We start from the raw sequence: 23,020 nt of genomic DNA on the forward strand, positions 1-23,020 counted from the left end.
GTGTCGTCCGTCCAGGTACGCGAGTCGTCCGTCCGGGTACGCGAGTCGTCCGGTTGGGGACGGGGTCAGACGCCCTTGAGGAACTTCGCGGCCAGCTGCACGGCCGGTCCCGAGTCGTTCGAGTTCTCCAGGACGACGGCGAAGGCGACGTTCCCGCGGTAGCCGACGAACCAGCCGGTGGCCTGCTGCCCGTCGCCGAACTGGGCGGTGCCGGTCTTGCCGAACACGCTCCCGGCGCCCGCCGCCGCCTTGCCGGTGCCGCTGGTGACCACCGCGCGCATCATCTTCCGCACCTCGCCGAGCACGGACGCGGGCGGCGGCGAGTACCCCTTGACGACGACGGTGTCGAGGTCGTGCCACAGCTTCGGCGTGATCGCCTTGCCGGAGGCGACCGTCGCGGCCATCATCGCGCCGCCGAGCGCGCTGGCCTGGATCCGGCCCTGACCGAACCCGTCCTCGACCTGCTCGTCCTTGCTCGCCGCCGGCTCGACCTTGCCGAGCTCGGTCTTGAGGCCCGGGATCTCGTAGTCGGCGTTGAGGCCCAGCTCGTTCGCCGCCTTGACCAGACCGTCCGCGGGCAGGTTCAGCGAGAGCTGCCCGAACGTGGTGTTGCAGGAACGCGCGAACGCGGTCTGCAGGGTGGTCGCGCCCAGCTCGAAGCCCTCGTTCTTGACCGTGCGCGTCCCGATCGTCGCGACGCCGGGGCAGTCGACCGGCGAGCCGGAGTTGAGGCCGCTCTGCTGGATCGCCGCGACCGACGTGGCGATCTTGAACGACGAACCGGGCTCGTACAGCCCGTTCAGGGCCTTCGGCGAGAGGCCGGCGGCCGCGTTCTGCGCGACGGCCAGGATGTCGCCCGAGCCGGTGTCGAGCGCGACGAGCATCGCGGAACCCGAGTAGCCGTCCACCGCGGCCTGGGCGGACTTCTGCGCGCCCAGGCTCAGGCTCGACGTCAGCGGCTTCGCGCCCTCCTCCGACGCCTTCCCGAACAGCGTCTCCAGGTTCTTGCCGCCGGTGTCGGTGCGGACGACCGCGAACCCGCCGCCCGCCGCGGCCGTGACCTGGCCGATCAGTGCGGACCGCAGCAGCGGCGCCGGATTGCCGTCGGCCGGGTGCACGCCACCGGCCCCGCTGATGAGCAGGGGCTTGCCGTCACGGTCGGCGACGGCGGTGCTGTCCTGGGCGGCGGTACTGATCGCCAGCCGCTGGCCCGCTTCGAGCTTCGGGTGCAGCAGCGTCGGCGCCCAGTGCACGAGCCACTTGCCGTTGGCCTGGGCCAGGGTGAACGGCACGTCGTAGGACCAGACCTGGCGGTCCTTCAACGTCCAGGACACGTGATAGGTCCCGCTCGTCTGCTTCGCCCCGGCCGGGGTCGGCTGCAGCAGGGTCAGCTTCGCGGCCAGCGTCGACGGCTGGAGCGTGTTCCGCGCGTCGCGCAGCGCCACGGCGGCCGCCGCGTTGTCGTCCGTGAGCCGCGCCGCGGCGTCCGGGTTGTTCTCGGCGAAGTCCTGCAGGTACTCGGTGATCGCCGAGTTCGGGTCGAGCGCGCCGGGGCGGTCGACGGCCGTCTCCCCCGAGCCCGCGGCGGCCTCGGGTGCGCTCCCGCCGTTCAGGAGGAAGAACGCCGCCACGACGACCGCGACCACGGCCAGCGCGCCGCCGATGAGAATGCCGCGTTTTCTGCCAGGACTCATTTCTCGCGTACCCCTCCCCAGTGCACGCCTCCCGCGCGCACAAGGGCCCAGCTTGCCGATTCCCGGCCCTTTCGGGTGAAAAAACCACCGGCCCGAAACCGATTCGTGATCGGTTCCGGGCCGGTGGGCGTGGTCAGGCCTTGGCGACCGAGACGGTCACCTTCGTGCCCTCACCGACCGCGCCGGCGAACCCGTCGGCCACCGCCGCGTAGGTCACCGACGTCGCCAGCGTCTCCGAGGCCAGGAACTCCTCGTGCCGCTTCGCCGCTTCCACGACGTCGTCCGGTGCGTCGATGGTCAGCACGATCCGGTCGGCGACGTCGAGGTCCGCGTCACGACGGGCCTGCTGGACGACGCGGATCAGGTCGCGGACCAGGCCCTCGGCGGCCAGCTCCGGCGTCACCTCGGTGTCGATCAGGACCAGGCCGGAGCCGCCGGGCAGCTCGGCGGCCGCGCCACCGCCCTTGGCGACCAGCCGGCGGTCGAACTCGCCCTCCTGCAGTTCGATCCCGGCCGCGACGACCTTGCCGCCCTGCAGCGACCAGTCCCCCGCCTTGACCGCCTTGATCACGGTCTGGACGTCCTTGCCCAGCCGCGGCCCGGCGGCGCGGGCGTTCACCGCGACCTCGAACCCGCCGTGCGCGGCGACGTCGGTGGTCAGCTCGACCGCCTTGACGTTCACCTCGTCACGCAGGATGTCCGCGAAGCCGCCGAGCTGCTCGGCGTCGCCGGCCGCGACGACCAGCGACGGCAGCGGCAGCCGCACGCGCAGCTTGTTGGCCTTGCGCAGCGACAGCGCCGACGACGCCACCTGCCGGACCCGGTCCATCGCCGTCACCAGCGCCGCGTCCGCGGGCAGGTCGAGGGCGTTCGGCCAGTCGGTCAGGTGCACCGAGCGGCCGCCGGTGAGCCCGCGCCAGACCACCTCGGTGGTCAGCGGCAGCAGCGGCGCCGCGACCCGCGACGTCACCTCCAGCACCGTGTGCAGCGTGTCGATGGCGTCCTTGTCGCCCGCCCAGAAGCGGTCGCGCGAGCGCCGGACGTACCAGTTCGTCAGGACTTCCAGGAAGTCACGGACGGTCTGGCACGCGCCGGCCACGTCGTAGTGGTCCATCGCGGACTCGACGTCGGTGACCAGCTCGTGCGTCTTCGCCAGCACGTACCGGTCGAGCACGTTCGCCGAGTCGGTGCGCCACTCGCCCTCGACCCCCTCGGCGTTCGCGTACAGCGCCAGGAAGTAGTACGAGTTCCACAGCGGCAGCACGGCCTGGCGGACGGCGTCGCGGATGCCCTTGTCGGTGACGACCAGGTTGCCGCCGCGCAGGATCGGGCTCGCCATCAGGTACCAGCGCATGGCGTCGGAGCCGTCGCGGTCGAAGACCTCGTTGACGTCCGGGTAGTTGCGCAGCGACTTGGACATCTTCTGCCCGTCCGAGCCCAGCACGATGCCGTGCGAGACGCAGGTGCGGAACGCCGGCCGGTCGAACAAGGCCGTCGCGAGCACGTGCAGCAGGTAGAACCAGCCGCGCGTCTGGCCGATGTACTCGACGATGAAGTCGCTCGGGTAGTGGTGCTCGAACCAGTCGGCGTTCTCGAACGGGTAGTGCACCTGGGCGTACGGCATCGAGCCCGAGTCGAACCAGACGTCCAGCACGTCCGGGACGCGGCGCATGGTCGAGTGCCCGGTCGGGTCGTCCGGGTTCGGCCGGGTCAGCTCGTCGATGTAGGGCCGGTGCAGGTTGTCCAGCCGCACGCCGAAGTCGGCCTCCAGCTCGTCGAGCGAGCCGTAGACGTCGGTGCGCGGGTAGGCCGGGTCGTCCGACTGCCACACCGGGATCGGCGTGCCCCAGTACCGGTTGCGCGACACTGACCAGTCGCGCGCGTTCTCCAGCCACTTGCCGAACTGGCCGTCCTTGACGTTCTCCGGGTACCAGGTGATCTGCTGGTTCAGCTCGACCATCCGGTCCTTGAACTGCGTCACCGCGACGAACCACGACGACACCGCGCGGTAGATCAGCGGGTTCCGGCAGCGCCAGCAGTGCGGGTAGGAGTGGTCGTAGGTCTCGTGCCGCAGCAGCACGGCACCCTGCTGCCCGGCCGATCCCGTGCCGTTCTTGAGGTCCCGCACGATGTTCGGGTTGGCGTCGAACACCTGCTGCCCGGCGTAGTCGGGCACGGTGTCGTCGAACTTGCCGTGCGCGTCGACCGGCGTGACCGGGACGATCCCGGCGGCGTCGGTGACGACCTTGTCCTCTTCACCGTAGGCGGGCGCGATGTGCACGACGCCGGTGCCGTCGTCGGTGGTGACGTAGTCGGCCGACAGCACGCGGTGCGCGTTCTCGGTGCCGGTGAAGTACGGGAACGGTGGCGCGTAACGGTTCCCGAGCAGCTGCGCGCCGGTGTAGCGCGCGACGACGGTCGGCTCTTCACCGAGTTCACGCGCGTACGCGGCGACGCGCGCTTCGGCGAGCAGGAACCGCTTGCCGGGCAGGTTTTCGCTCTCGACGACGACGTAGTCCACCTCGGGGTGCACCGCGGTGGCGAGGTTCGACGGCAGCGTCCACGGCGTGGTCGTCCAGATCAGCAGGTAGGTGCCGTCCAGCTCGTTGTCGTTGCCCTCCATGCGGAACCCGACGGTGACGGCCGGGTCCTGGCGGTTGCGGTAGACGTCGGCGTCCATGCCCAGCTCGTGGTTGGACAGCGGCGTCGCGTCACGCCAGCAGTACGGCAAGACGCGGTAGCCCTCGTAGACGAGTCCCTTGTCCCACAACCGCTTGAACGCCCACAGCACCGACTCCATGTAGGTGACGTCGAGCGTCTTGTAGTCGTTGTCGAAGTCGACCCAGCGCGCCTGGCGGGTGACGTACTCGCGCCACTCGCCGGTGTAGCGCAGCACGGACTCGCGCGAAGCCTCGTTGAACTTCGCGATGCCCATCTCTTCGATCTCGGACGTCTCGGTGATGCCGAGCTGGCGCATCGCCTCGAGCTCGGCGGGCAGGCCGTGGGTGTCCCAGCCGAAGCGGCGCTCGACCTTGCGGCCCTTCATCGTCTGGTAGCGCGGCACCAGGTCCTTGACGTACCCGGTGAGCAGGTGGCCGTAGTGCGGCAGGCCGTTGGCGAAGGGCGGGCCGTCGTAGAAGACGTACTCGTTGTCGCCGTGCTCGCCCGCGGGACGCGCGTCGATGCTCGCCTGGAACGTCCGGTCGCTCTCCCAGTAGGCGAGGACCTGGGTCTCCAGCTCCGGGAAGGACGGCTGCGACGGCACACCCGCGCTGTCGTCGAGCTTGGCCTGGGGGTACATCCGGGTGCTCCTCGGTTCGTCGCTCTCGTACGGACGACCGGCTCCCGGTCACCCACACGGGGACGAGACGCCCTGCGGCGTTCCGCGGTACCACCCCGCTTGCCCGGCGCTGTGCCTGCCGGGCCGCTCGTTCGACGGCTGTCACGGGCCGCACCCGTCCGGTTCTACTGCGAGCGGTGAGGCTCGGTTCTTCCGGAAGCTCCCCGGTGATGGCCGGATCGACGCTGTGCTGACACCAGGTTAACCGCCCCGCGCAACCGGGTTGTCACGAGGGGCACGACGGGAAATGGGGACGCCCGCGCGAGCCCGTCACCGTTAGCATGACGAGGCGCCGTATTCCCGGTCCGCGGCCGAAAAAACATGGGGGAACATTCACGGTGAGCCGTACTTTCCAGGTGGATCTTCGCGGGGTCGTCGATCTGCTCAGCAGGCACCTGTATTCGAGCCCGCGCGTGTACGTGCGGGAGCTGCTGCAGAACGCCGTCGACGCGGTCACCGCGCGGCGGGCGCAGGACCCCGCCTGCCCGGCGGCGATCACCGTCGTCGTCGGCGACGGTGTCCTGGACATCGCCGACAGCGGGATCGGGCTCACCGAAACCCAGGTGCACGAGCTGCTCGCGACGATCGGCCGCAGCTCCAAGCGGGACGAGCTGGGTTTCCAGCGCCACGAGTTCCTCGGCCAGTTCGGCATCGGGCTGCTCTCGGCGTTCCTGGTCGCCGACGAGGTCCGCGTCGTGACGCGCGCGGCGGGCGGCGGCCCCGCCGTCGGGTGGACCGGCCGCTCCGACGGCACCTACGCGATCGGCCCCGGCGAACGGGACGCTCCGGGCACCACGGTCACGCTGACCGCGCGCCCCGGCGCCGAGCAGTGGTTCGCGCCCGAGACGGTCGCCGACCTCGCCGCGCTCTACGGCTCGATGCTGCCGTTCGAGGTCACCGTCGACGGCCGCGCGATCAGCGGCGGCGGCCCGCCGTGGGCGCGCGACGACCGCGTTCCCGGGCAGCGGCAGGCCGATCTGGTCGGCTACGCCCAGGACACCCTCGGCTTCACCCCGTTCGACGTCGTCGAGCTCGACGTGCCGGCCGCCGGGCTGACCGGCGTCGCCTACGTGCTGCCGTTCCCGGCCAGCCCGGCCGAGCACGGCGGCCACCGCGTCTACCTCAAGCGGATGCTGCTGGCCGAGAGCGCGCCGGGGCTGCTGCCGGACTGGGCGTTCTTCGCGCGCTGCGTCGTCGACGCCGATGAGCTGCGCCCCACGGCCAGCCGGGAGGCGCTCTACGACGACGGCGAACTGGAGGCGACGCGCGAAGCCCTCGGCGACCAGCTGCGCGGCTGGCTCGTCGGGCTGGCCCGCACCGCGCCCGAGCGGCTGAACCGCTTCCTCGGGATCCACCACCTCGGCGTCAAGGCGCTCGCCCTGCACGACGACGAGATGCTGCGGCTGGTCGACCAGTGGTGGCCGGTGGAGACGAACGTCGGCCGGATGACCATGGCCGAGTTCCGCGGCCGCTACGGCGTGCTGCGCTACTGCGCCACCACCGACGAGTACCAGCAGCTGGCCGGGGTCGCCGCCGCGCAGGACATCGCCGTGATCAACGGCGGGTACACCTACGACAGCGAGCTGGCCGAGCGGATGCGGTCGCTGGAGCCGGACCTCGCGGTGACCCGGCTCGACCCGAGCGACCTCACCACCGCGTTCAGCGAGCTGGACAGCGCGACCGCGCTGGCCACCCGGCCGTTCGTCACCGCCGCGCAGCGCCGGCTCGACCGGCTCGGCTGCGAGGTCGTGCTGCGCGAGTTCGAGCCGGCGAACCTGCCGGTGCTGTACCTGCTGGACCGCGCGGCCGCGTTCGCGGGCGAGCTGCGGGCCACCAAGGAGCAGGTCGACGAGCTGTGGGCCGGCGTGCTCTCGGCGTTCGAGAAGCCCACCGACGACCGCCCGCAGCTGGTGCTCAACCACCGGAACCCGTTGGTGCGCCGGATTTCCCGGCTCGACGACGAAACGCTGCGCGGGCTGGCCGTCGAATCGCTGTACGGCCAGGCGCTGCTGTTCGGCAGGCACCCGATCCGGCCGGCGGACGCGGCGCTGCTCAACCGGTCGTTCCTCGGGCTGCTGGACCAGGCCGTGCCCGGCGAGGAGACCCGATGAGCGCGCCGGGCGCCGACGAGCAGGTGCTGTGGGACCGGCTGTGGGCCGCCTACCAGCTGCCCCGCGGACGAGCCCGGATCGGCGCCATGGAAACCGTGGTGCGCGACGCCGACGCCCACGGCTCGCCCGCCCTCCGGTACGCCGCGAGGATCTTCGTCACCAGCGCGTACCAGCAGGGCGGGGAACCGGCGAAGGCGTTCGTGCCGTTCGCCTGGTGCCTGGCCGTGCACGACCGCGGCGAGGCGGACCCGCACTGGGACGCCAACCTGTACTGGTACTTCAAGTTCATGGCCGGGTCGATGACCCGCTTCCCGGAGATGCCGCTCGAGCGGACCCACGCCGTGCTGGACGACATGGAGCGCCGGTACCGGCTGGCCGGGTACTCGATGAACCCGGTGCACCAGTACCGCGCCACGCTCGCGCGGCACGTCGGCGACCGGGAGACCGCCGCCGAGCAGTACCGGCTCTGGGCGGCCTCGCCCCGCGGCGAGATGTCCGACTGCGTCGGCTGCGAGCCGACGGCGAAGGTCCGGCACCTCACCGCGATGGGGCGGTACGCCGAAGCCGTCGAGGTGGCCGAACCGGTGCTGGGCGGCGAGTTCACCTGCGTCGAGCAGCCGCAGGACATCCTGACGTCGCTGCTGCTCCCGTACGTCCACACGGGACGGTTCGACGAAGCGGCGCGGGCGCATCGGCAGGCCTACCGCGCGATCCGGCACGACCGGGCGCAGCTGCGGGAGATCGCGAGCCACGTCGAGTTCTGCGCGCTGACCGGCAACCACGCGCGGGGCCTGGACATCCTCGAGCGTCACCTCGGGTGGCTGGACGACGCCCCGACGCCGTACGCGGAGATGGAGTTCGCCGCCGTGGCGGCGCTGAACCTGCGGCTGGTGGCCGAGGCCGGGCACGGTGACGCGCCGGTGGGCGGCACGACCGTGGCCGCGTTGCGCGACGAGCTGACCGGCCGCGCCTTGGCGCTCGTGGCCCGGTTCGACGCGCGCAACGGCACGTCCGCGCAGGGCGACCGGGTCCGTGCGTTGCTGGCCGCCGAGCCGCTCGTCGAGCAGCTGCCGCTGTCCGGGCCGGTCGCGCCCACCCCGGTCCCCGTCCCCGTTTCGCCGCCCGCGCTGCCGGCCACGGCCGCGGAACTCGCGGAGCTGGCCGAGCGGGAGTTCCTGCTGGGCCGGTCGACCGACGCGATCTGGGCCCAGTTCGACGCGCTGTGCCCGGCGCCCACGGGTGAGCTGCTGGCGCTGCGGCTGATGGCGGCGGCCGACCACGACGACCCCGAAGCGGCGTCGCGCGATCTCGGACGGGCCGCCGAAGCGGCCGAGGAAGCGGGCCATGCCGTGCTGGCCGAGTCGGCGCGGGGCGTCCGGCTCCTGGTGCTCGCGCGGGCCGGCGACGAGGCTGCCGGGGCCGCGCTCGAAGCGTCCGCGAGCCGGCTGGCGGAGCTGGGGGACGCCGCGGCGCACGGCTTCGCCCTGCTGCGGCTGGCGACCGCGCACTTCACCCGGGAGGACCTCGAGGCCACGCGCGAGGTTCTCGACCGCGCCGAAGAGCCGGTCCGGGCGAGCGGTTCGCCCGCGCTGGTGGCGTTGTGGCTCGAGCGCCGGGCGGTGGTGCTGGCCAACCAGGGCGACCTGCCGGCGGCGATCGACCTCGCCGGCGAGTCCGTGGCGCGCTACACCGAAGCCGGGTCGCCGGAGCGCGCGGCGCGCGTCCGGCTGCTGGGCGCGCGGTTCCGGCGCGGCATGGGCGACCTCGAGGCCGCGTTCGCGGCCACCACGGGGATCGACGCGGGCACGGACCTGCTCGTGCGGGCGCAGGCAAGCCGGTTCCGCGGGAACCTGGCCGGGCGGCTGGGCCGGCCGGAGGACGCGGTCACGGCGTTCCGGTCGGCGATCGCGGACCTCACGGCGGCCGGCCTGCCGGTCGACGCGGCGGTGGTGCGGGTCGACCTCGCCATGGCGTACTTGGACCTCGACCGGCCGGAGGAGGCGGCGGAAGCCGCCGAGGACGCGGAACCGGTGCTGGAGCGGGCGGGCGCCGAGCGGAAGCTGGCGCAGGGCCGGTTCATGCTGGGCAAGGCGTACTGGGCGCTGGACCGGCCGGAGCAGGCGGTGACGGTGTTCGGCACGGTGGCCGGGTACTTCGCCGGCGCGGAAGACCCGGCGGCGGCGGGCGAGGCGATGGAGGCCCAGGCGGACGTCCTCGACGAGCTGGACCGCGACGCCGAAGCAGCGGCCGGCTACACCCGGGCGGCGGAGTACTACAAGGCAGCCGGGCCGGCCACGTCCGAACTCCGCACGTTGCGCCGCGCGGTACTGTCCTGGCTCTGGGCCGGCGACCGCGAAAAGGCCCTGGAAGCGTTGACAGCAGCGGAAACCGCGGCGGCGACCGACGACCCGGACCTGGCCTGGGAGCGAGCCCTGACGTCCTACGACGGCGCCCGCCTGCTGGCCAACCTGGACCGCCCGGAGGAGGCGTACCCCCGAGCCGCCAGGGCGTCGACGGAGCTGCGAGCCCTCGGCGCGGAGCTGCCGGCTCTGGCGGCGGATGTCCTTTGTGGACGGCTACTGCGCGACCTCGGGAAGGTCGGGGAGGCACGGGAGATCTTGACGGCCGCGGCGGCTGGTCTGCCGGAGGACGCGGAGCGGCAGCGCGCGGAGGTCGAGGGGTTGCTGGCGGAGCTACCGGAATAAGGGGGCCTGGTTCCTGGGCCGGGCTCTCGGAGCCCTGGGCGAAGCCGGGCTTGGACCGATGGGCTGTCCGGACTGCCCACAGTGGATAGGGCCCCGCCAAACTCCCCCCGCCCATTCCCCAAGGCGGGTGCGCCCGGATAAAACCGGGCGGATTTCGGCTCCGCTGCGCGAACACCCGTACACGCTGGGTCCCCGGGCCGCCGACGTCTTCCACGAACTGGGTGTGGACGCCCCCGCGGCCGGACGCCGTCCGTTGCCGAAGTTCTGTTGGGACAGGGGTGAGCAGCGCCACCGCCCGGCGGGCGCTCGCAACCCACTTCGGCATGGCCTAACGGTGCGCGGCCACCAGGGTCGCGTCCGGGCCGCAGCGGGCGCAGGGGGTGAAGCCGAGCTGGCGGGCTTCGCCGATACCGATGGGGATCGTGTCGCGGGTGCCGACCCAGGAGCAGACGCGGAGGTGGTAGCGGGGGTGCTCGTCGACGACGACCACCTCGTCCTCCAGGTCGGCCAGCAACGCGATGTCGGACTCCGCCGTCGATTCTTCACCGGGTTCGGGTTCGTCGGCCGCGGCGGGCTCTTCTTCCGCGGCCGAAGCGGTCGAAGCGGCAGAAGAAGCCGACGACGCGGCAGCCTCAGGAGCCTCATCGGGCTCGGGTGACTCCGGAGTGAGGTCGGGCTCGGGCGTGTCGGCCGGATCACCCAGCTCTCCGGCGGCCGGGATCAGGACTGTTTGGTCCTCTTCGGCCGGCTTCTCGGGTTCGGTGAACAGGCTCGGCTCCGACGGAGACTCCTCCGACGACGAAGACGAAGAGGGCTCCGGAACCTCACGAGGTTCGGCGGCGGGCGTCGCGGACCGGCGCCGACGGCGCAGCCAGTCGACGACCAGGATCACCCCGGCGAGCACCGAGAGGCCGATGGAAACCCACGCCCACAGCGAAGAAGCCGTGATCAGCGCGGAGACGAGCAACCCCAGAGCCGCCAGTACCAGTACCAGCACGATGTAGAGCACGGTGAATTACAGCACGAACGGGCGTGGTTCGGTCCACGACCCGCCCACGTGCGGTACCGGATCGACTCCGAACCGTGGCACAACCCCGTCGGCGCCGCAGGAAAACCGGCGCCGACGGGGTGTGCCCGGAGAAACTCAGCCCGCTTCGGCCCGGGGGCCGAACGAGTAGCCCTGGCCGCCGCTCGACGATCCGGACGACTGCCCGGAGTTCGAGGAGGCCGAGGCCGGTGCGGCGGAGCCGCGGTCGTCGAGCTCACGCAGCTGGGACTCGAGGAACCCGCGCAACCTCGTGCGGTACTCCCGCTCGATCGTGCGCAGCTCTTCGATCTTCTTGCCCAGCCCGCCCTTCTCGGAGTTCAGGCTGTTCATCGTCTCGGTGTACTTGCGCTGCGACTCGCGTTCCAGCGTGGTGGCCTTGTCGCGCGCCTGGCGCTCCAACGTCTCCGCACGGGTCCGCGCGTCGTTCAGCATCGTGTCGACGCGCGTGCGCGCCTCGTTGACCATCGAGTCGGACTTCGCCCGGGCGTCCGAGAGCAGCTGCTCGGACTTGGTGCGGGCCTCGGCCAGCATCCCGTCGGACTCGGTCTTCGCCTCGGCGGTCAGCCGGTCGGCCATCTCCTGGGCGAGCCCGAGGACCTTGGCCGCCTGCACGTTGGGCTCGCCGCTGTCGCCCACCATCGAGTGGGCCTGGGTCTGCTCCATCGCGGACGCCGGCGGCGGCACCGGCGCGAGGCGCCGGGACGGCTCTTCGCGCATCGGGGGCTGCGCGGATTTGGCGTTGTCGAGCTCACTACGAGTCGATTCGAGCTCGGCGTCGAGCTGCTCCATCTGCTGGCGCAGCTCGTTGTTGTCCTCGATCAAGCGGGCCAGCTCGGTCTCCACCAGGTCGAGGAACGCGTCCACCTCGTCCTCGTTGTAGCCCCTCTTGCCGATGGGCGGCTTGCTGAACGCGACGTTATGCACGTCAGCGGGGGTCAACGACATCAGATCACCTCACGCACTCCATGGCCTGCAGGGTCCACCCAAGTCTCCCCGATCAACTTGGAGTCGCCAGTTGCATCGCGAAGAACACAACCAACAGCAGCACCATAATCGATAAGTCCAGTCCGACGCCGCCGATCCGCACCATCGGGATGATTCGCCTGAACAGGCGAACCGGCGGGTCCGTCACTGTGTAGATGGTCTCGAGCGTCACCGCAACCCCTCCGGCCGGGTGCCACTCCCGTGCGAAGGTGCGGACGAGTTCGACCACGATGCGCGCCGTCAGCAACAACCAGAATGCGAACAGCACGTACCAGACGACCAGCCACACAGCTTCCACGTACCTACTCTAACCGGGCGTCCGTTCTCCAGACGCAGTTGAGGGGGTCGACGCGGCATCGGGTCGACAAAATCACGTTTGCTTGCGCTCAGCGGTCCGCGCGACTTCAGCCGCGCAGAAACAATCCGCCCTCGGCAATCCGCCGACGGTCTTCGGCGGTCACGTCCACATCGGGCGGTGAGAGAAGGAACACCTTGTTGGTGACCTTGTCCATCGACCCGCGCAGCGCGAAGGCGAGCCCGGCCGCGAAGTCGACGAGCCGCTTGGCGTCCGCGTTCTCCATCTCGGTGAGGTTCATGATCACCGGGATGCCTTCGCGGTAGTGCTCGCCGATGGCCCGCGCCTCCGCGTAGCTGGTCGGGTGCAGCGTCGTGATCCGGCTCAACGGGTCACGCACCGGCTGGCGCACGACCGGCTCGGTGACCGGCCGGAGCCGCGCCACGGGTTCCGGTTGCCGGTCCATGGCCAGCGCGCCGTGGACCGCGGGCTCGGACCCCGCCACGGAGCGTGAACGGCTGCGGCTGACGGGCTCGTCGTACGTGTCCTCGACGTCGCGGTACCGTGAACGCGACCGAGGGGCCGGCTCCTCGTAGGAGTCGTAGTCGTCGTCCGCGTAACCGCGCCGATAGTCGTCTTCGACGTCGTAACCTTCGTCGTCAGCGGGCACCATCCCGAAGTAGGCCTTCAGCTTCTGCAGCGCGCTCATGCCTCTCCCTAGCCCTAGCCGCTCCCGCACCAACGATTCTCCACGCCGTCAGTGCCCCGTATGGCCGACCACTAAACGTGACGACCGCACGAGCTCCCTACGGCGAGGCTAAACCGCGCCCGCCGAGCAGCGCGGTTCCGACACGCACACACGTCGAGCCGTGCGTGATCGCCTGCTCGAGATCATGGCTCATCCCGGCGGACACGGCTGCGGCATTCGGGTGATCTTTTCGGAGCCTTTCCCCCGCCACGGCCAGGCGTTCGAAGGCGGCCGCCGGGTCGCCGCCGAGCGGCGCGACGGCCATCAGGCCGCGAAGCCGCAGTTCACCCGTGTGAGCTACCCGATCGGCGAGCGCGGCCAGCTCGCCGAGCGGGCAGCCGCCGCGCCCGGGGTCGTCGTCGAGGCTCACCTGGATGAGGACGTCGAGCGGTTCGTCACGTTTACCGGCGTAACGCGCGGTGTGCACGGCCTTCGCGAGGGCGTCGGCGAGCCGGGCCGAGTCGAGCGACTGCACTTCGTGTGCCCACTCGACCACCGACCGTGCCTTGTTCCGCTGCAGCCGGCCGACCATGTGCCACCGCAACGCGGCGCCGGGACGCAGTTCGGCGACCTCGGCTGCCTTCGGCCCGGCCTCCTGGTCGCGGTTCTCGCCGACGTGGGTCACGCCGAGGTCGGCGAGCAGCGCGGCGTCCGACGCCGGGAAGGTCTTGGTGACGGCGATCAGCCGGACCTCGTCGCGGGCGCGCCCGGCGGCGCGGCACGCGGCGGCGATCCGCTCCTCCACCTCGGCCAGGTTCGCGGCCAGCTCGACCTTGCGGTCGGTCATGCTTCGATCCACGTGATGCCGGCGATCCGCCCGGTCGTCCCGTCGCGCCGGTAGCTGAAGAGCGTCTTGTCCTCGTTCGTGCACCGCGGGTCGACGCCGATCTTGCCGACGCCGAGGTCGGCGAGCTGCCGCCACAACCCGGCGCGCAGGTCGAGGCCGGGCGTGCCCTTGCGGGTCTTGCACGCGGTGCCGGGGACGTGCTTCTCGACGTCGGCGGCCATCGCGGCCGGGACCTCGTAGCAGTCGCCGCAGATCGCCGGGCCGAGCAGCGCCTCGATCCGGGACGGCTCGGCGCCCGCCTCCGTCATCGCCGCCACGGCCGCCGGGACGACGCCGATCCGCGTGCCGACGCGGCCCGCGTGCACCGCCGAGACCACCCCGGCCTCGGCGTCGGCCAGCAGGATCGGGACGCAGTCGGCGACGAGCACCACCAGCGCGACCCCCGGCGTCGCGGTCACCAGGGCGTCGGTCGCCTCGGCGGCCCGGGTCTCCGAGCCGTCCACAGTGGTCGCCGTGCGGCCGTGGACCTGCTCCATCCAGGCCAGCTTGTCCTCGGCCAGGCCCAGCTCGGCCGCGAGCCGTTTGCGGTTCGCGCGGACGTGGTCCTCGTCGTCGCCGACGTGGTCGCCCAGGTTGAACGTGTCGTACGGCGGCCGGGACGCGCCGCCCGCCCTGGTCGTCACCACTCGCCGAACCCGCATAGCGCCCATCCTCCCAAAGCCGTGAAGGCCACCTCGAGGGACTCCAGGTCCCTCAAGGTGGCCTTCACGGACCACAGTGTTCGTCAGCGCCGCATGAACGGCGGCACGTCGACCTCGTCGTCCGACGGGTCGTCGTGCACCGGCATGGCGCGCCCGGGCAGGCTGCCCTGGGTCGCGTTGGAGCCCATCGGCGAGTAGCCGCGCGAACCGCCGCCGGGCTGCGGGAGCCCGCCGGTGTTCTGGCCGGACGCCGACGGCAGCGGCGTGTGCGACCGCGGCGGCGCGACCGGGTAGCCCGAACCCGAGGCGGACGGCACCGGGGTGGCCCCCGACGGCGGCCCCTGCTGGTTCGAGACCTGCCCGGCCGAGGCCGACGCCGTGCCGGAGCCCTGGCGCGAGCCGGAGCCGAACGTCGACGGGTCGAGCTTCTTGTGGGTCGGCGCGCCGGCGTCGAAGCCGGCCGCGATCACCGTGACGCGCACCTCGTCGCCGAGCGAGTCGTCGATGATCGTGCCGAAGATGATGTTGGCGTCCGGGTGGGCGGACTCCTGCACCAGCGACGCGGCCTCGTTGATCTCGAACAGACCCAGGTCGGACCCGCCCGCGATGGACAGCAGCGCGCCGTGCGCCCCGTCCATCGACGCCTCCAGCAGCGGCGAGTTGATCGCCTTCTCCGCCGCCTGGATGGCCCGGCCCTCGCCGCGCGCCGAGCCGATGCCCATCAGCGCGGAACCCGCGCCGGACATCACGCTCTTCACGTCGGCGAAGTCGAGGTTGATCAGGCCCGGCGTGGTGATCAGGTCGGTGATGCCCTGGACACCGGACAGCAGCACCTCGTCCGCGGAGCGGAACGCGTCCATCAGCGAGACGCCGATGTCGCCGAGCTGCAGCAGCCGGTCGTTCGGGATCACGATGAGGGTGTCGCACTCGTTGCGCAGCGACTGGATGCCGTCTTCGGCCTGCTTGCCGCGGCGCTTGCCCTCGAACGTGAACGGGCGCGTCACGACGCCGATGGTCAGCGCGCCCAGCTTGCGGGCGATCTGGGCCACGACCGGGGCGCCACCGGTGCCGGTGCCGCCGCCTTCGCCGGCCGTCACGAACACCATGTCGGCGCCCTTGATGACCTCTTCGATCTCTTCACGGTGGTCTTCGGCGGCCTTCTGGCCGACCTCGGGGGCGGCGCCCGCGCCGAGGCCACGGGTCAGCTCGCGGCCGATGTCCAGCTTGACGTCGGCGTCGGACATGAGCAGTGCCTGGGCGTCGGTGTTCACCGCGATGAACTCGACACCCTTGAGGCCGACCTCGATCATGCGGTTCACGGCGTTCACGCCGCCACCGCCGATGCCGACCACCTTGATCACCGCAAGGTAGTTGTGCGGGGGCGTCATCGAAGTCCGCCTTCCTGATCGTTGTGCCCGTACAGCCCGCCGGCCGGTGATCAACTCTCAACCTAAACCCCAGATTGAGAGTTATGTCAACCGCCGACGTTAGGCAGGACGGTAGGCACCAGGCAGGCTCTAATCCAGTAGGCACGCCGTGTGTCGCAAAGGTGTTTTGCCACAACACGTTCGTGCGCGCAAGAGCGAGGAGCCGGAAGCGGCCCCCGCACCCGGTCTGCTATGGCCGGAAATCAGGCGGGCGCGGGCATGCTCATGAGGACGTTCGTGGGCGCCCCGCTGGGCGATCCACCGGCCTGCTCCACGCTCACCGCGACCTTGTCGGCGTTGCCGACGCCGTCCGCCACGACCAGCCCGCTGTCGGTGGCCAGCACCCCGGCCGGACGCGGCGCTTCGGTGCCGGTGAGCAGCCAGGCCTCGTAGACCTTCCCGCCCGGCTGCGCCGGCAGGCCGGCGTCCATCACCATCAGGCGGTTCTGGGAACGGGACAGCACGACCGTCACCCCGCCGCCGGTCGGCGCCTCGCCGTGGCCGGTCTTCGCGTCCGGCGCGGCCAGCAGCGCCGCCACCGGGGCGTACCGCGCCCGTGCCTGGTCGAGCTGCGTCTGCGCGCTCTGCAGCTCCTGCTGCTGGGTCAGCGCGATCCCGCCGAACACCCCGCCCGCGGCGAGGCCGACGACGGCCGCCGCGGCCGCCGTGATCACCGCCCAGCGCGGGGCGCGCCCCGACCGGCGGTGCCGTTCGGGCGAGCCGGGCCGCGTCCGGGGCGGCAGCTGCCGGGTGGCGTGCATGGCCGTCATGACGCGGTCCTTGAACTCCGGCGGTGGCTCTTCGGCCATCGCCGCGCCCAGCCGGGCCGCGGTCGCGCGCAGCTCGGCGACCTCCTGCGCGCAGGCGTCGCACTGCTCGAGGTGGCGGGAGAACTCCGCGCGCTCGATGTCGGACACCGCGTCGAGCGCGAACGCCCCCGCCAGCGTGTGCATCTCCGGTGTGCTCACGCGGTCACCCCCAAACAGTCACGCAGGCGGATCAGGCCGTCCCGGAGCCGCGTCTTGATCGTTCCTTGCGGCGTCGAGAGCACTTCGGCCACCTCGCGATAGGTGTAGCCCTGGTAGTAGGCCAGCAGCACGGACTCGCGCTGCAGGTCGGTCAGGAAGGACAGGCACCGGCGGACCTGGGAGCGTTCCAGGCGCGCGGTGACGGATTCGGCGACCTCGTCGAACGGGCGGCCGCGGGCGGCCTCGAAGGTCGCCTTCTGCTCGCGCTCGGTGCTGGCCCGCGCCGAGCGGACCCGGTCGACGGCGCGGCGGTGCGCCAGGGTCATCGCCCAGTTCAGCGCGGAGCCCTTCTCGGGCGAGTAGCGCGTCGCGGTGCGCCAGAGCTCGACGAGCACCTCCTGCGCGACCTCCTCGGACTGCGCGGAGTCGCGCACGATCCGGCGGACCAGCCCGAAGATCGGCCCGGAGAACTGGTCGTAGAGCAGCTCGAACGCCCGCTCGTCGCCCTTGGCGACGCGCACCATCAGCTCTTCGGCGGCAGGGGCCGCCGGTACGTCGTCCGAGGGGACGGGAGCCATGTGGCGCTGGCGGGCCGCGTCATCCATGCAGCTGTCCTCCGGCGTTCTGCGGGGTGCGCGGGATGACCGGCGCCTTCCGCAGCCACAGCACGACGCCGTGACGGCGGATCAGCGCGGACACCCGCTGCGGCAGCAGGGGCCGGGCCAGTACCAGCCGGGCCAGCCACCGCGGGCTCGCCGGGCGGCGAACTCCCCGCAGCGTAGCGACCAGTGGCGTGGTGGTCCCGCGGCGCAACGCCACCGTGAGGTCGAGCAACGCTTCCGGGTGGGGCAGGCGCATCCGGTACTCGCCGTCCATCTCCTGGAACGGCGAGACGTAGAACTCCTTGGCCGCACGGGCGAGCCCGGCCTCGTCCGGCCGCAGCAGGTAGGCGTGGCGGCCGCCGTAGGTGTTGTGCACCTCGGCGACGACGCACTCGAGCCGTCCGTCCGGGCCGTGGCACCAGTAGACGCTGATCGGGTTGAACACGTACCCCAGCACGCGCGCGGCGGCCAGCATCACGACCTTGCCGCCGCGCAGGTCCACCCCGCGCTCCGCGAGCCACCCGTCGAGCTTCTCCCGGATCCCCCGCGCATCACTCGCGACGAAGTGGTCGCGGTGGTCGAAGCGGGCGAACGGGCGCAGCCACCACGGCAGCCGCGGCGGCGCGTCGAGGTCGACCAGCCACAGGTACACGCGGTGGGCGAAGGCGTGCGGCGGGTCGATCCGCCGCACGTGCGCGACGGTGGCGTCGTAGAGCGCGGTCGTCACCAGGCGACTCCCAGGCTGTCCGCCGCGCGGGCGCCGGACGAGCAGCCGTCCTCGTGGAAGCCCCAGCCGTGGTAGGCGCCGGCGTAGGCGAGCACGCCGTCGTTCAGCTCGGGCAGCCGTCGTTGCGCCGCAACGGCTTCCGGGGTGTAGACCGGGTGCTCGTAGCGCATCTTCGCGACGAGGGAGTCCGTGCCGGGGCCTTCGCCGGGGTTGAGCGTGACGACGTACCCGGTCGGCTCGTCCAGCCGCATCAGGCGGTTCATGTCGTAGCTGACCTGGACCGCGCCGGTCGGGGCACCGCACTCCGGGGCGCGGTAGTTCCAGCCCGCGCGGGCGTCGGCCAGCGACGGCAGCACGCTGGTGTCGGTGTGCAGCCAGGCTTCGTTCTCCGAGTAGCGGAACGCGCCGAGCACGTCGCGTTCGGCCTCGGTCGGGTTGGCCAGCAACGCGAGCGCCTGGTCGGCGTGCGTGGCGATGACGACGCGGTCGACGCGGTGCGGGGTGTCGGCGTCGTCGCGGATCTCGACGCCGCCCGCGGTCCGCAGCACCGACCGCACCGGCGTCGACAGGTGCACGGCGGTGAGCTGCTTCGCCGCGCGTTCGACGTATTCGCGGGAACCGCCGACGACGGTCCGCCAGGACGGCGAGTTCTTGACGCTCAGCATCCCGTGGTTGCGCAGGAACTCGAACAGGTAGCGCGCCGGGTACCGCAGGGTGTCGCTGCGGTCGGCGGACCAGACGGTCGAGACCACCGGCAGCATGAAGTGGTCGACGAAGTAGCGGGAGTAGCCGCCGATGGCGAGGAACGCGCCGAGCGTCACGTCGCCGGCGTCCTTCGCGTCCAGCAGCCGCTTCGCGTGCCGGTGGAACCGCTTCACCTCGGCGAGCATGCGCACGTAACGCGGGCGGACGACGTTGCCGCGCTGGGCGAACAGCCCGGGCAGCCCCTTCGCGCCGGCGTACTGCAGGCCGCAGCCGTCGCAGCGGATGCTCATCGACATCTCGGTGTCGCGGGTGCGCACCCCGAGCTCGCCGAACAGCTTGAGCAGCGTCGGGTAGGTGCGCTCGTTGTGGACGATGAAGCCGGAGTCCACGCCGATGGTGCCGCCGTGGGCGCTGGGCACGTCGTGGGTGTGCGCGTGCCCGCCCAGGCGGTCGTCGGCCTCGAAGAGCAGAACCTCGTACTTGCGTTGCAGCAGGTAGGCAGCAGTCAGTCCGGCCACCCCGCTGCCGATGACGGCGATGCGTTCTCCCGTGATCTCCACACCGGTACTTCGCCGCCGCCCCCGATGTGGATTGGATGAACGCGCCACCAATCCACCACGCAGGACGGAGCGAATCCCGGACATGCCGAACAGCACCGCGCACCGCCTCGCCTCGTTCGCCGAAAAGCTCCTCGGCGGGCAGCTCCCCATCGGCCTCCGGACGTGGGACGGAACCCGCGCCGGACCAGTGGACGCGCCCACCGTGGTGCTGCGCAACCGCCGCGCCCTCCGCCGCCTGCTCTTCGCGCCGGGTGAGCTGGGTCTCGCCCGCGCCTACGTCACCGGTGATCTCGACGTCGAGGGCGATCTCGCCGACGGCTTCCGCCGGATCTGGTCCCTCACCCGCGCGGGTGAGCTCAAGCGGGTGAAGCTCGGCCCGCGCGAGTGGGCGGAAGCCGCGTCGCTCGCCGGGAAGCTCGGCGTGTTCGGCCTCCCGCCCAAGCCGCCCGCCGAAGAGGCCCGGCTGTCCGGGAAGCTGCACAGCCTGCTGCGCGACAAGTCCGCCATCGCCCACCACTACGACCTGGGCAACGCTTTCTACCAGCTGCTGCTGGACGAGTCGATGGCCTACTCCAGCGCGTACTTCACCTCCGACGAGCCGGGGTACGGCCTGGCCGAGGCGCAGTCGGACAAGCTGGAGATGATCTGCCGCAAGCTGGGTCTGCGCCCGGGCATGCGGCTGCTCGACGTCGGCTGCGGCTGGGGTTCGCTGCTGGTCCACGCGGCCAAGCACCACGGCGTGCACGCCGTCGGCATCACGCTCTCGGCCGAGCAGCTGCAGCACATCCGCGGCCGGCTGGCCCAGCACGACCTCGAAGACCGCGTCGAGGTCCGACGCCAGGACTACCGCGAGCTGCCGGACGCGCCGTTCGACGCGGTGGCGTCGATCGAGATGGGCGAGCACGTTGGCGAGGTCAACTACCCGACGTACGCCGCGACGCTGCACAAGATGGTCAAGCCCGGCGGGCGGGTGCTGATCCAGCAGATGTCCCGCGGCAACGTCGCCCCCGGCGGCGGCGCGTTCATCGAGCGCTACATCGCCCCCGACATGACCATGCGCCCGGTCGGCCGGACCGTCGAACACCTCGAAACCGCGGGCCTCGAGGTGCGTGACGTCCACGCGATGCGCGAGCACTACGTGTGGACGGTGCGCGCCTGGGCCGACACCCTAGAGGAGAACTGGGCCGACGTCGTCGCGCTCATCGGGGAGACCGGCGCGCGGGTGTGGCGGTTGTACCTGGTGGGCGGGGCGCTGGCGTTCGAGGAGAACCGGATGGGTGTGGACCAGATCCTGAGTGTGCGGCCGGACGTCAACGGCGTCAGCGGCATGCCGGCGACGCGGGAGTGGAACTGATGCCCCTGGGCGGCACGCTGCTGGTCACCGCCGGCGTCACGGTCGTGGCGGTGGTGGTGACCTTCGGGATCGCGCGGGCGCGCAAGCGCTACGACACGATCGACACGTTCTGGGGGCTCGGCTTCGCGATCGTCGCGCTGGCCGCGTTCCCGTTCGGCGACGGGCCGCTCTCGCTGCGGCTGGTGGTCACGGCGCTGACGGTCGTCTGGGGCGTGCGGCTGTCGGCGCACCTGCACCTGCGCAACCACAAGCTGCCGGAGGACCCGCGGTACGTGCGGATGGCCGAGAAGGCGTCCCCGGCGAAGATGTTCGTGCGCGTGTACCTGGTGCAGGCCGTGGTGCTGTACTTCGTTTCGCTGCCGGTGCAGTTCGCGCAGTACGGCACCGGGATCGGCGTGCTGGGCTGGCTCGGCGTCGCCGTGTGGCTGGTGGGGTTCGGCTTCGAGACGATCGGCGACGACCAGCTGCGCCGCTTCAAGGCCGACCCGGCGAACAAGGGCAAGGTGCTCGACACCGGCCTGTGGCGCTACACCCGGCACCCGAACTACTTCGGCGACGCGTGCGTCTGGTGGGGCCTGTACCTCCTCGCGTGTTCGACGTGGCCGGGCGCGCTGACGATCCTCTCCCCGATCGCCATGACGTTCACGCTGGCTCGCGGCACGGGGAAACCGTTGCTGGAGAAGGGAATGGCCCGCACGCGCCCGGCGTACGCGCTCTACGTCGAGCGCACCAGCGGGTTCTTCCCGCTGCCGCCCAAGCGCGTCACTCCCCGGTGAGGCCGTCGGTCAGCTCGCGCAGGACGTCGAGGTGGCCGACGTGCCGGGCGGTCTCCTCGATCATGTGCGCGACGACCCAGCGGACGTTGAACGTCTCGGCCTTGTGCGTCACCTCGTCGGCGAGGTCGTGGGCGGCGGTGATTTGGCGGCTGCGGGCACACTGGGCTTCGTAGTCCGCGAGCAGCTGCTCCACCGTCGTCTCGGGGGCGACCCGGAACTCCGCGTCCGGATCGTGGGCCAGCTTCTCCTCCCAGGTGTCCGGCTCGCCGTCGACGACCACGGCGAACCAGAACCACTCGTCGAGCGTGAGGTGCGCGACCAGGCCGGCGACGGTCGTCAGCTCGCTGGGCAGGTGGACCCGCCGGGCCTGGTCCTGGCTCAGTCCGCCGCTCTTCCAGGCGACGGTGGCACGGTGGTGGTCGAGCAAGCTGGTGAGGATCTCCCGTTCGCCGCCGGTGAGTGGGACCTTCGGGCGGTCCGGTCGTTCGGTCATGTCCCGGGACTCTGCCACAGGGGTCCGACACTTTCCGGCTAATACCTTGTGCACGATGTAATCGTGGGCTAGTTTTGTGGACGTGCCGAACGAGTTCCTGCTGGACGAGCAAGCCTGCTTCGCGCTGTACGCGGCGCACCGGGCGGTGACGGACACGTACCGTCCGCTGCTCGGCGAGCTGGGCCTCACGTACCCGCAGTACCTGGTGCTGCTGGTGCTGTGGGAGTCCGACGACCGGCCGGTCAAGGAGATCGGCGAACGGCTGCACCTGGACTACGGCACGCTTTCCCCGCTGCTCAAACGACTCGAGGCCAACGGGCTGGTGACGCGGACACGCCTGCCCGCGGACGAACGCACCGTGGTGGTCAGCCTGACCGAGAAGGGCCGGGCGACGCGCGAGCGCGCTGCCGGCGTCCCCCCGGCCATCGGCTGCGCACTCGGCCTCGACGACACCGAGCGGCACCACCTGATCGAAACCCTGCGGCGGCTGACGGCGTCGGCCGCCGCGTACCCACCTGGAGGCCTTGATGCCCAGCCGTGACGCGACCACCCACTGGACCGGCGGACTGCAGAAGGGGAAGGGCGAAGTCACCCTGGACTCGTCCAACGCCGGCACGTTCTCCGTCTCGTTCCCGACCCGCGCGGGCAACCCGGACGGCCAGACGAGCCCCGAAGAGCTCATCGCCGCGGCCCACTCGTCGTGTCTCGCGATGAACCTGTCGGGCGTGCTGGAGGCCCAGAAGCTGACGGCGGACTCGATCGACGTCAGCGCCGAGGTCACCCTCGGCCCGGCCGCCGGCGGCGGCTTCGAGATCAGCGGCATCGCGATCACGCTGCGTGCTGCTTTGGAAGGCGTCACCGCGGAGCAGTTCGCGGAGTACGCGGAGACGGCCGAGAAGACGTGCCCGGTGTCGAAGGCCCTGGCCGGCACGACGATCACCCTGGACGCGGCCCTCGTCTGAGGCGCTTTTGCATGGCCGCCCCGCTTCGGCGGG

General features: G+C 71.6%; 20 protein-coding genes. 6 read left to right on the forward strand and 14 right to left on the reverse strand.

The window, feature by feature from the left end; genetic code table 11:
- Positions 1-65: 65 nt before the first annotated feature.
- Together ACGFMK_RS14900 and ileS are read right to left on the reverse strand one after the other, a co-directional pair.
- Entirely contained in the window at positions 66-1,694 is a 1,629-nt protein-coding gene (locus ACGFMK_RS14900; protein WP_392762419.1) for a penicillin-binding transpeptidase domain-containing protein, read from the reverse strand.
- 133 nt (positions 1,695-1,827) lie between these two features.
- Positions 1,828-4,995 (reverse strand): isoleucine--tRNA ligase, encoded by a 3,168-nt coding sequence (gene ileS / locus ACGFMK_RS14905; protein WP_392762421.1) that lies wholly within the window; start codon positions 4,993-4,995, stop codon positions 1,828-1,830.
- 377 nt (positions 4,996-5,372) lie between these two features.
- Here ileS and ACGFMK_RS14910 point away from each other — a divergent pair, with 377 nt between their 5' ends.
- Together ACGFMK_RS14910 and ACGFMK_RS14915 are read left to right on the forward strand one after the other, a co-directional pair.
- The gene (locus ACGFMK_RS14910) at positions 5,373-7,145 is read left to right on the forward strand and encodes an HSP90 family protein (protein WP_392762424.1); all 1,773 of its coding nucleotides are present in this window, start codon (positions 5,373-5,375) and stop codon (positions 7,143-7,145) included.
- Complete coding sequence (locus tag ACGFMK_RS14915) at positions 7,142-9,850, forward strand: hypothetical protein (RefSeq protein WP_392762426.1); 2,709 nt, start codon at positions 7,142-7,144, stop codon at positions 9,848-9,850. The genes ACGFMK_RS14910 and ACGFMK_RS14915 overlap by 4 nt, the downstream gene beginning before the upstream one ends.
- Positions 9,851-10,178: 328 nt before the next feature.
- Here the strand turns inward: ACGFMK_RS14915 and ACGFMK_RS14920 are convergent, their stop codons facing one another.
- From ACGFMK_RS14920 to ACGFMK_RS14970, 11 genes are all read right to left on the reverse strand, one after another.
- Positions 10,179-10,859, reverse strand: a complete 681-nt coding sequence (locus ACGFMK_RS14920; RefSeq protein ID WP_392762429.1) for a hypothetical protein — start codon at positions 10,857-10,859, stop codon at positions 10,179-10,181.
- A gap of 135 nt (positions 10,860-10,994) precedes the next feature.
- A complete protein-coding gene (locus ACGFMK_RS14925; RefSeq protein ID WP_392762431.1) occupies positions 10,995-11,843 on the reverse strand; it encodes a DivIVA domain-containing protein in 849 nt (282 codons plus the stop codon).
- A 52-nt stretch (positions 11,844-11,895) separates the two neighbouring features.
- A complete protein-coding gene (locus tag ACGFMK_RS14930; protein WP_013224824.1) occupies positions 11,896-12,171 on the reverse strand; it encodes a YggT family protein in 276 nt (91 codons plus the stop codon).
- A gap of 115 nt (positions 12,172-12,286) precedes the next feature.
- Positions 12,287-12,886 (reverse strand): cell division protein SepF, encoded by a 600-nt coding sequence (locus ACGFMK_RS14935; protein ID WP_392762434.1) that lies wholly within the window; start codon positions 12,884-12,886, stop codon positions 12,287-12,289.
- 97 nt (positions 12,887-12,983) lie between these two features.
- The gene (locus ACGFMK_RS14940; protein WP_392762435.1) at positions 12,984-13,712 is read right to left on the reverse strand and encodes a YggS family pyridoxal phosphate-dependent enzyme; all 729 of its coding nucleotides are present in this window, start codon (positions 13,710-13,712) and stop codon (positions 12,984-12,986) included.
- Positions 13,709-14,413 (reverse strand): peptidoglycan editing factor PgeF, encoded by a 705-nt coding sequence (pgeF, locus tag ACGFMK_RS14945; RefSeq protein WP_392762438.1) that lies wholly within the window; start codon positions 14,411-14,413, stop codon positions 13,709-13,711. The genes ACGFMK_RS14940 and pgeF overlap by 4 nt, the downstream gene beginning before the upstream one ends.
- An 83-nt stretch (positions 14,414-14,496) precedes the next feature.
- Positions 14,497-15,801, reverse strand: coding sequence for a cell division protein FtsZ (gene ftsZ, locus ACGFMK_RS14950; RefSeq protein WP_328451717.1), 1,305 nt, complete (start codon positions 15,799-15,801; stop codon positions 14,497-14,499).
- Positions 15,802-16,043: 242 nt separating this feature from the next.
- Positions 16,044-16,793 (reverse strand): anti-sigma factor domain-containing protein, encoded by a 750-nt coding sequence (locus ACGFMK_RS14955; protein WP_392762830.1) that lies wholly within the window; start codon positions 16,791-16,793, stop codon positions 16,044-16,046.
- Positions 16,794-16,804: 11 nt separating this feature from the next.
- Entirely contained in the window at positions 16,805-17,413 is a 609-nt protein-coding gene (sigK, locus tag ACGFMK_RS14960) for an ECF RNA polymerase sigma factor SigK (RefSeq protein ID WP_392762441.1), read from the reverse strand.
- Positions 17,406-18,140: a DUF1365 domain-containing protein gene (locus ACGFMK_RS14965; RefSeq protein ID WP_392762833.1), complete on the reverse strand. Its 735-nt coding sequence runs from the start codon at positions 18,138-18,140 to the stop codon at positions 17,406-17,408. Before ACGFMK_RS14965 ends, sigK begins: the two co-directional genes overlap by 8 nt.
- Positions 18,134-19,402, reverse strand: a complete 1,269-nt coding sequence (locus tag ACGFMK_RS14970; RefSeq protein WP_392762444.1) for an NAD(P)/FAD-dependent oxidoreductase — start codon at positions 19,400-19,402, stop codon at positions 18,134-18,136. Before ACGFMK_RS14970 ends, ACGFMK_RS14965 begins: the two co-directional genes overlap by 7 nt.
- Before the next feature lie 82 nt (positions 19,403-19,484).
- Between ACGFMK_RS14970 and ACGFMK_RS14975 the strand changes: the two genes are divergently transcribed.
- The gene (locus ACGFMK_RS14975) at positions 19,485-20,756 is read left to right on the forward strand and encodes a class I SAM-dependent methyltransferase (RefSeq protein ID WP_392762447.1); all 1,272 of its coding nucleotides are present in this window, start codon (positions 19,485-19,487) and stop codon (positions 20,754-20,756) included.
- A complete protein-coding gene (locus ACGFMK_RS14980) occupies positions 20,756-21,532 on the forward strand; it encodes a DUF1295 domain-containing protein (RefSeq protein ID WP_392762836.1) in 777 nt (258 codons plus the stop codon). Before ACGFMK_RS14975 ends, ACGFMK_RS14980 begins: the two co-directional genes overlap by 1 nt.
- On the opposite strand, the gene ACGFMK_RS14985 is transcribed toward ACGFMK_RS14980, so the two are convergent.
- Complete coding sequence (locus ACGFMK_RS14985) at positions 21,519-22,025, reverse strand: DinB family protein (protein ID WP_392762449.1); 507 nt, start codon at positions 22,023-22,025, stop codon at positions 21,519-21,521. The two genes, ACGFMK_RS14980 and ACGFMK_RS14985, sit on opposite strands and share 14 nt — an antisense overlap.
- Before the next feature lie 82 nt (positions 22,026-22,107).
- Here ACGFMK_RS14985 and ACGFMK_RS14990 point away from each other — a divergent pair, with 82 nt between their 5' ends.
- Positions 22,108-22,566, forward strand: a complete 459-nt coding sequence (locus tag ACGFMK_RS14990; RefSeq protein WP_392762452.1) for a MarR family winged helix-turn-helix transcriptional regulator — start codon at positions 22,108-22,110, stop codon at positions 22,564-22,566.
- The gene (locus ACGFMK_RS14995; RefSeq protein WP_323331393.1) at positions 22,553-22,987 is read left to right on the forward strand and encodes an OsmC family peroxiredoxin; all 435 of its coding nucleotides are present in this window, start codon (positions 22,553-22,555) and stop codon (positions 22,985-22,987) included. The genes ACGFMK_RS14990 and ACGFMK_RS14995 overlap by 14 nt, the downstream gene beginning before the upstream one ends.
- Positions 22,988-23,020 lie beyond the last annotated feature (33 nt).

The sequence above is a fragment of the Amycolatopsis sp. NPDC049252 genome (assembly GCF_043197175.1).
Classification (GTDB): Bacteria; Actinomycetota; Actinomycetes; order Mycobacteriales; family Pseudonocardiaceae; genus Amycolatopsis.

Excerpts from the sequence above, each read along its gene's own strand:
- ftsZ (WP_328451717.1), bottom strand. The coding sequence starts at position 15,801 with ATGACGCCCCCGCACAACTACCTTGCGGTGATCAAGGTGGTCGGCATC.
- ACGFMK_RS14940 (WP_392762435.1), bottom strand. The coding sequence starts at position 13,712 with ATGACCGACCGCAAGGTCGAGCTGGCCGCGAACCTGGCCGAGGTGGAG.
- ACGFMK_RS14935 (WP_392762434.1), bottom strand. The coding sequence starts at position 12,886 with ATGAGCGCGCTGCAGAAGCTGAAGGCCTACTTCGGGATGGTGCCCGCT.
- ACGFMK_RS14925 (WP_392762431.1), bottom strand. The coding sequence starts at position 11,843 with ATGTCGTTGACCCCCGCTGACGTGCATAACGTCGCGTTCAGCAAGCCG.
- ACGFMK_RS14900 (WP_392762419.1), bottom strand. The coding sequence starts at position 1,694 with ATGAGTCCTGGCAGAAAACGCGGCATTCTCATCGGCGGCGCGCTGGCC.
- ACGFMK_RS14995 (WP_323331393.1), top strand. The coding sequence starts at position 22,553 with ATGCCCAGCCGTGACGCGACCACCCACTGGACCGGCGGACTGCAGAAG.
- ACGFMK_RS14975 (WP_392762447.1), top strand. The coding sequence starts at position 19,485 with ATGCCGAACAGCACCGCGCACCGCCTCGCCTCGTTCGCCGAAAAGCTC.
- ileS (WP_392762421.1), bottom strand. The coding sequence starts at position 4,995 with ATGTACCCCCAGGCCAAGCTCGACGACAGCGCGGGTGTGCCGTCGCAG.
- pgeF (WP_392762438.1), bottom strand. The coding sequence starts at position 14,413 with ATGCGGGTTCGGCGAGTGGTGACGACCAGGGCGGGCGGCGCGTCCCGG.
- ACGFMK_RS14955 (WP_392762830.1), bottom strand. The coding sequence starts at position 16,793 with ATGCACACGCTGGCGGGGGCGTTCGCGCTCGACGCGGTGTCCGACATC.
- sigK (WP_392762441.1), bottom strand. The coding sequence starts at position 17,413 with ATGGATGACGCGGCCCGCCAGCGCCACATGGCTCCCGTCCCCTCGGAC.
- ACGFMK_RS14985 (WP_392762449.1), bottom strand. The coding sequence starts at position 22,025 with ATGACCGAACGACCGGACCGCCCGAAGGTCCCACTCACCGGCGGCGAA.
- ACGFMK_RS14980 (WP_392762836.1), top strand. The coding sequence starts at position 20,756 with ATGCCCCTGGGCGGCACGCTGCTGGTCACCGCCGGCGTCACGGTCGTG.
- ACGFMK_RS14915 (WP_392762426.1), top strand. The coding sequence starts at position 7,142 with ATGAGCGCGCCGGGCGCCGACGAGCAGGTGCTGTGGGACCGGCTGTGG.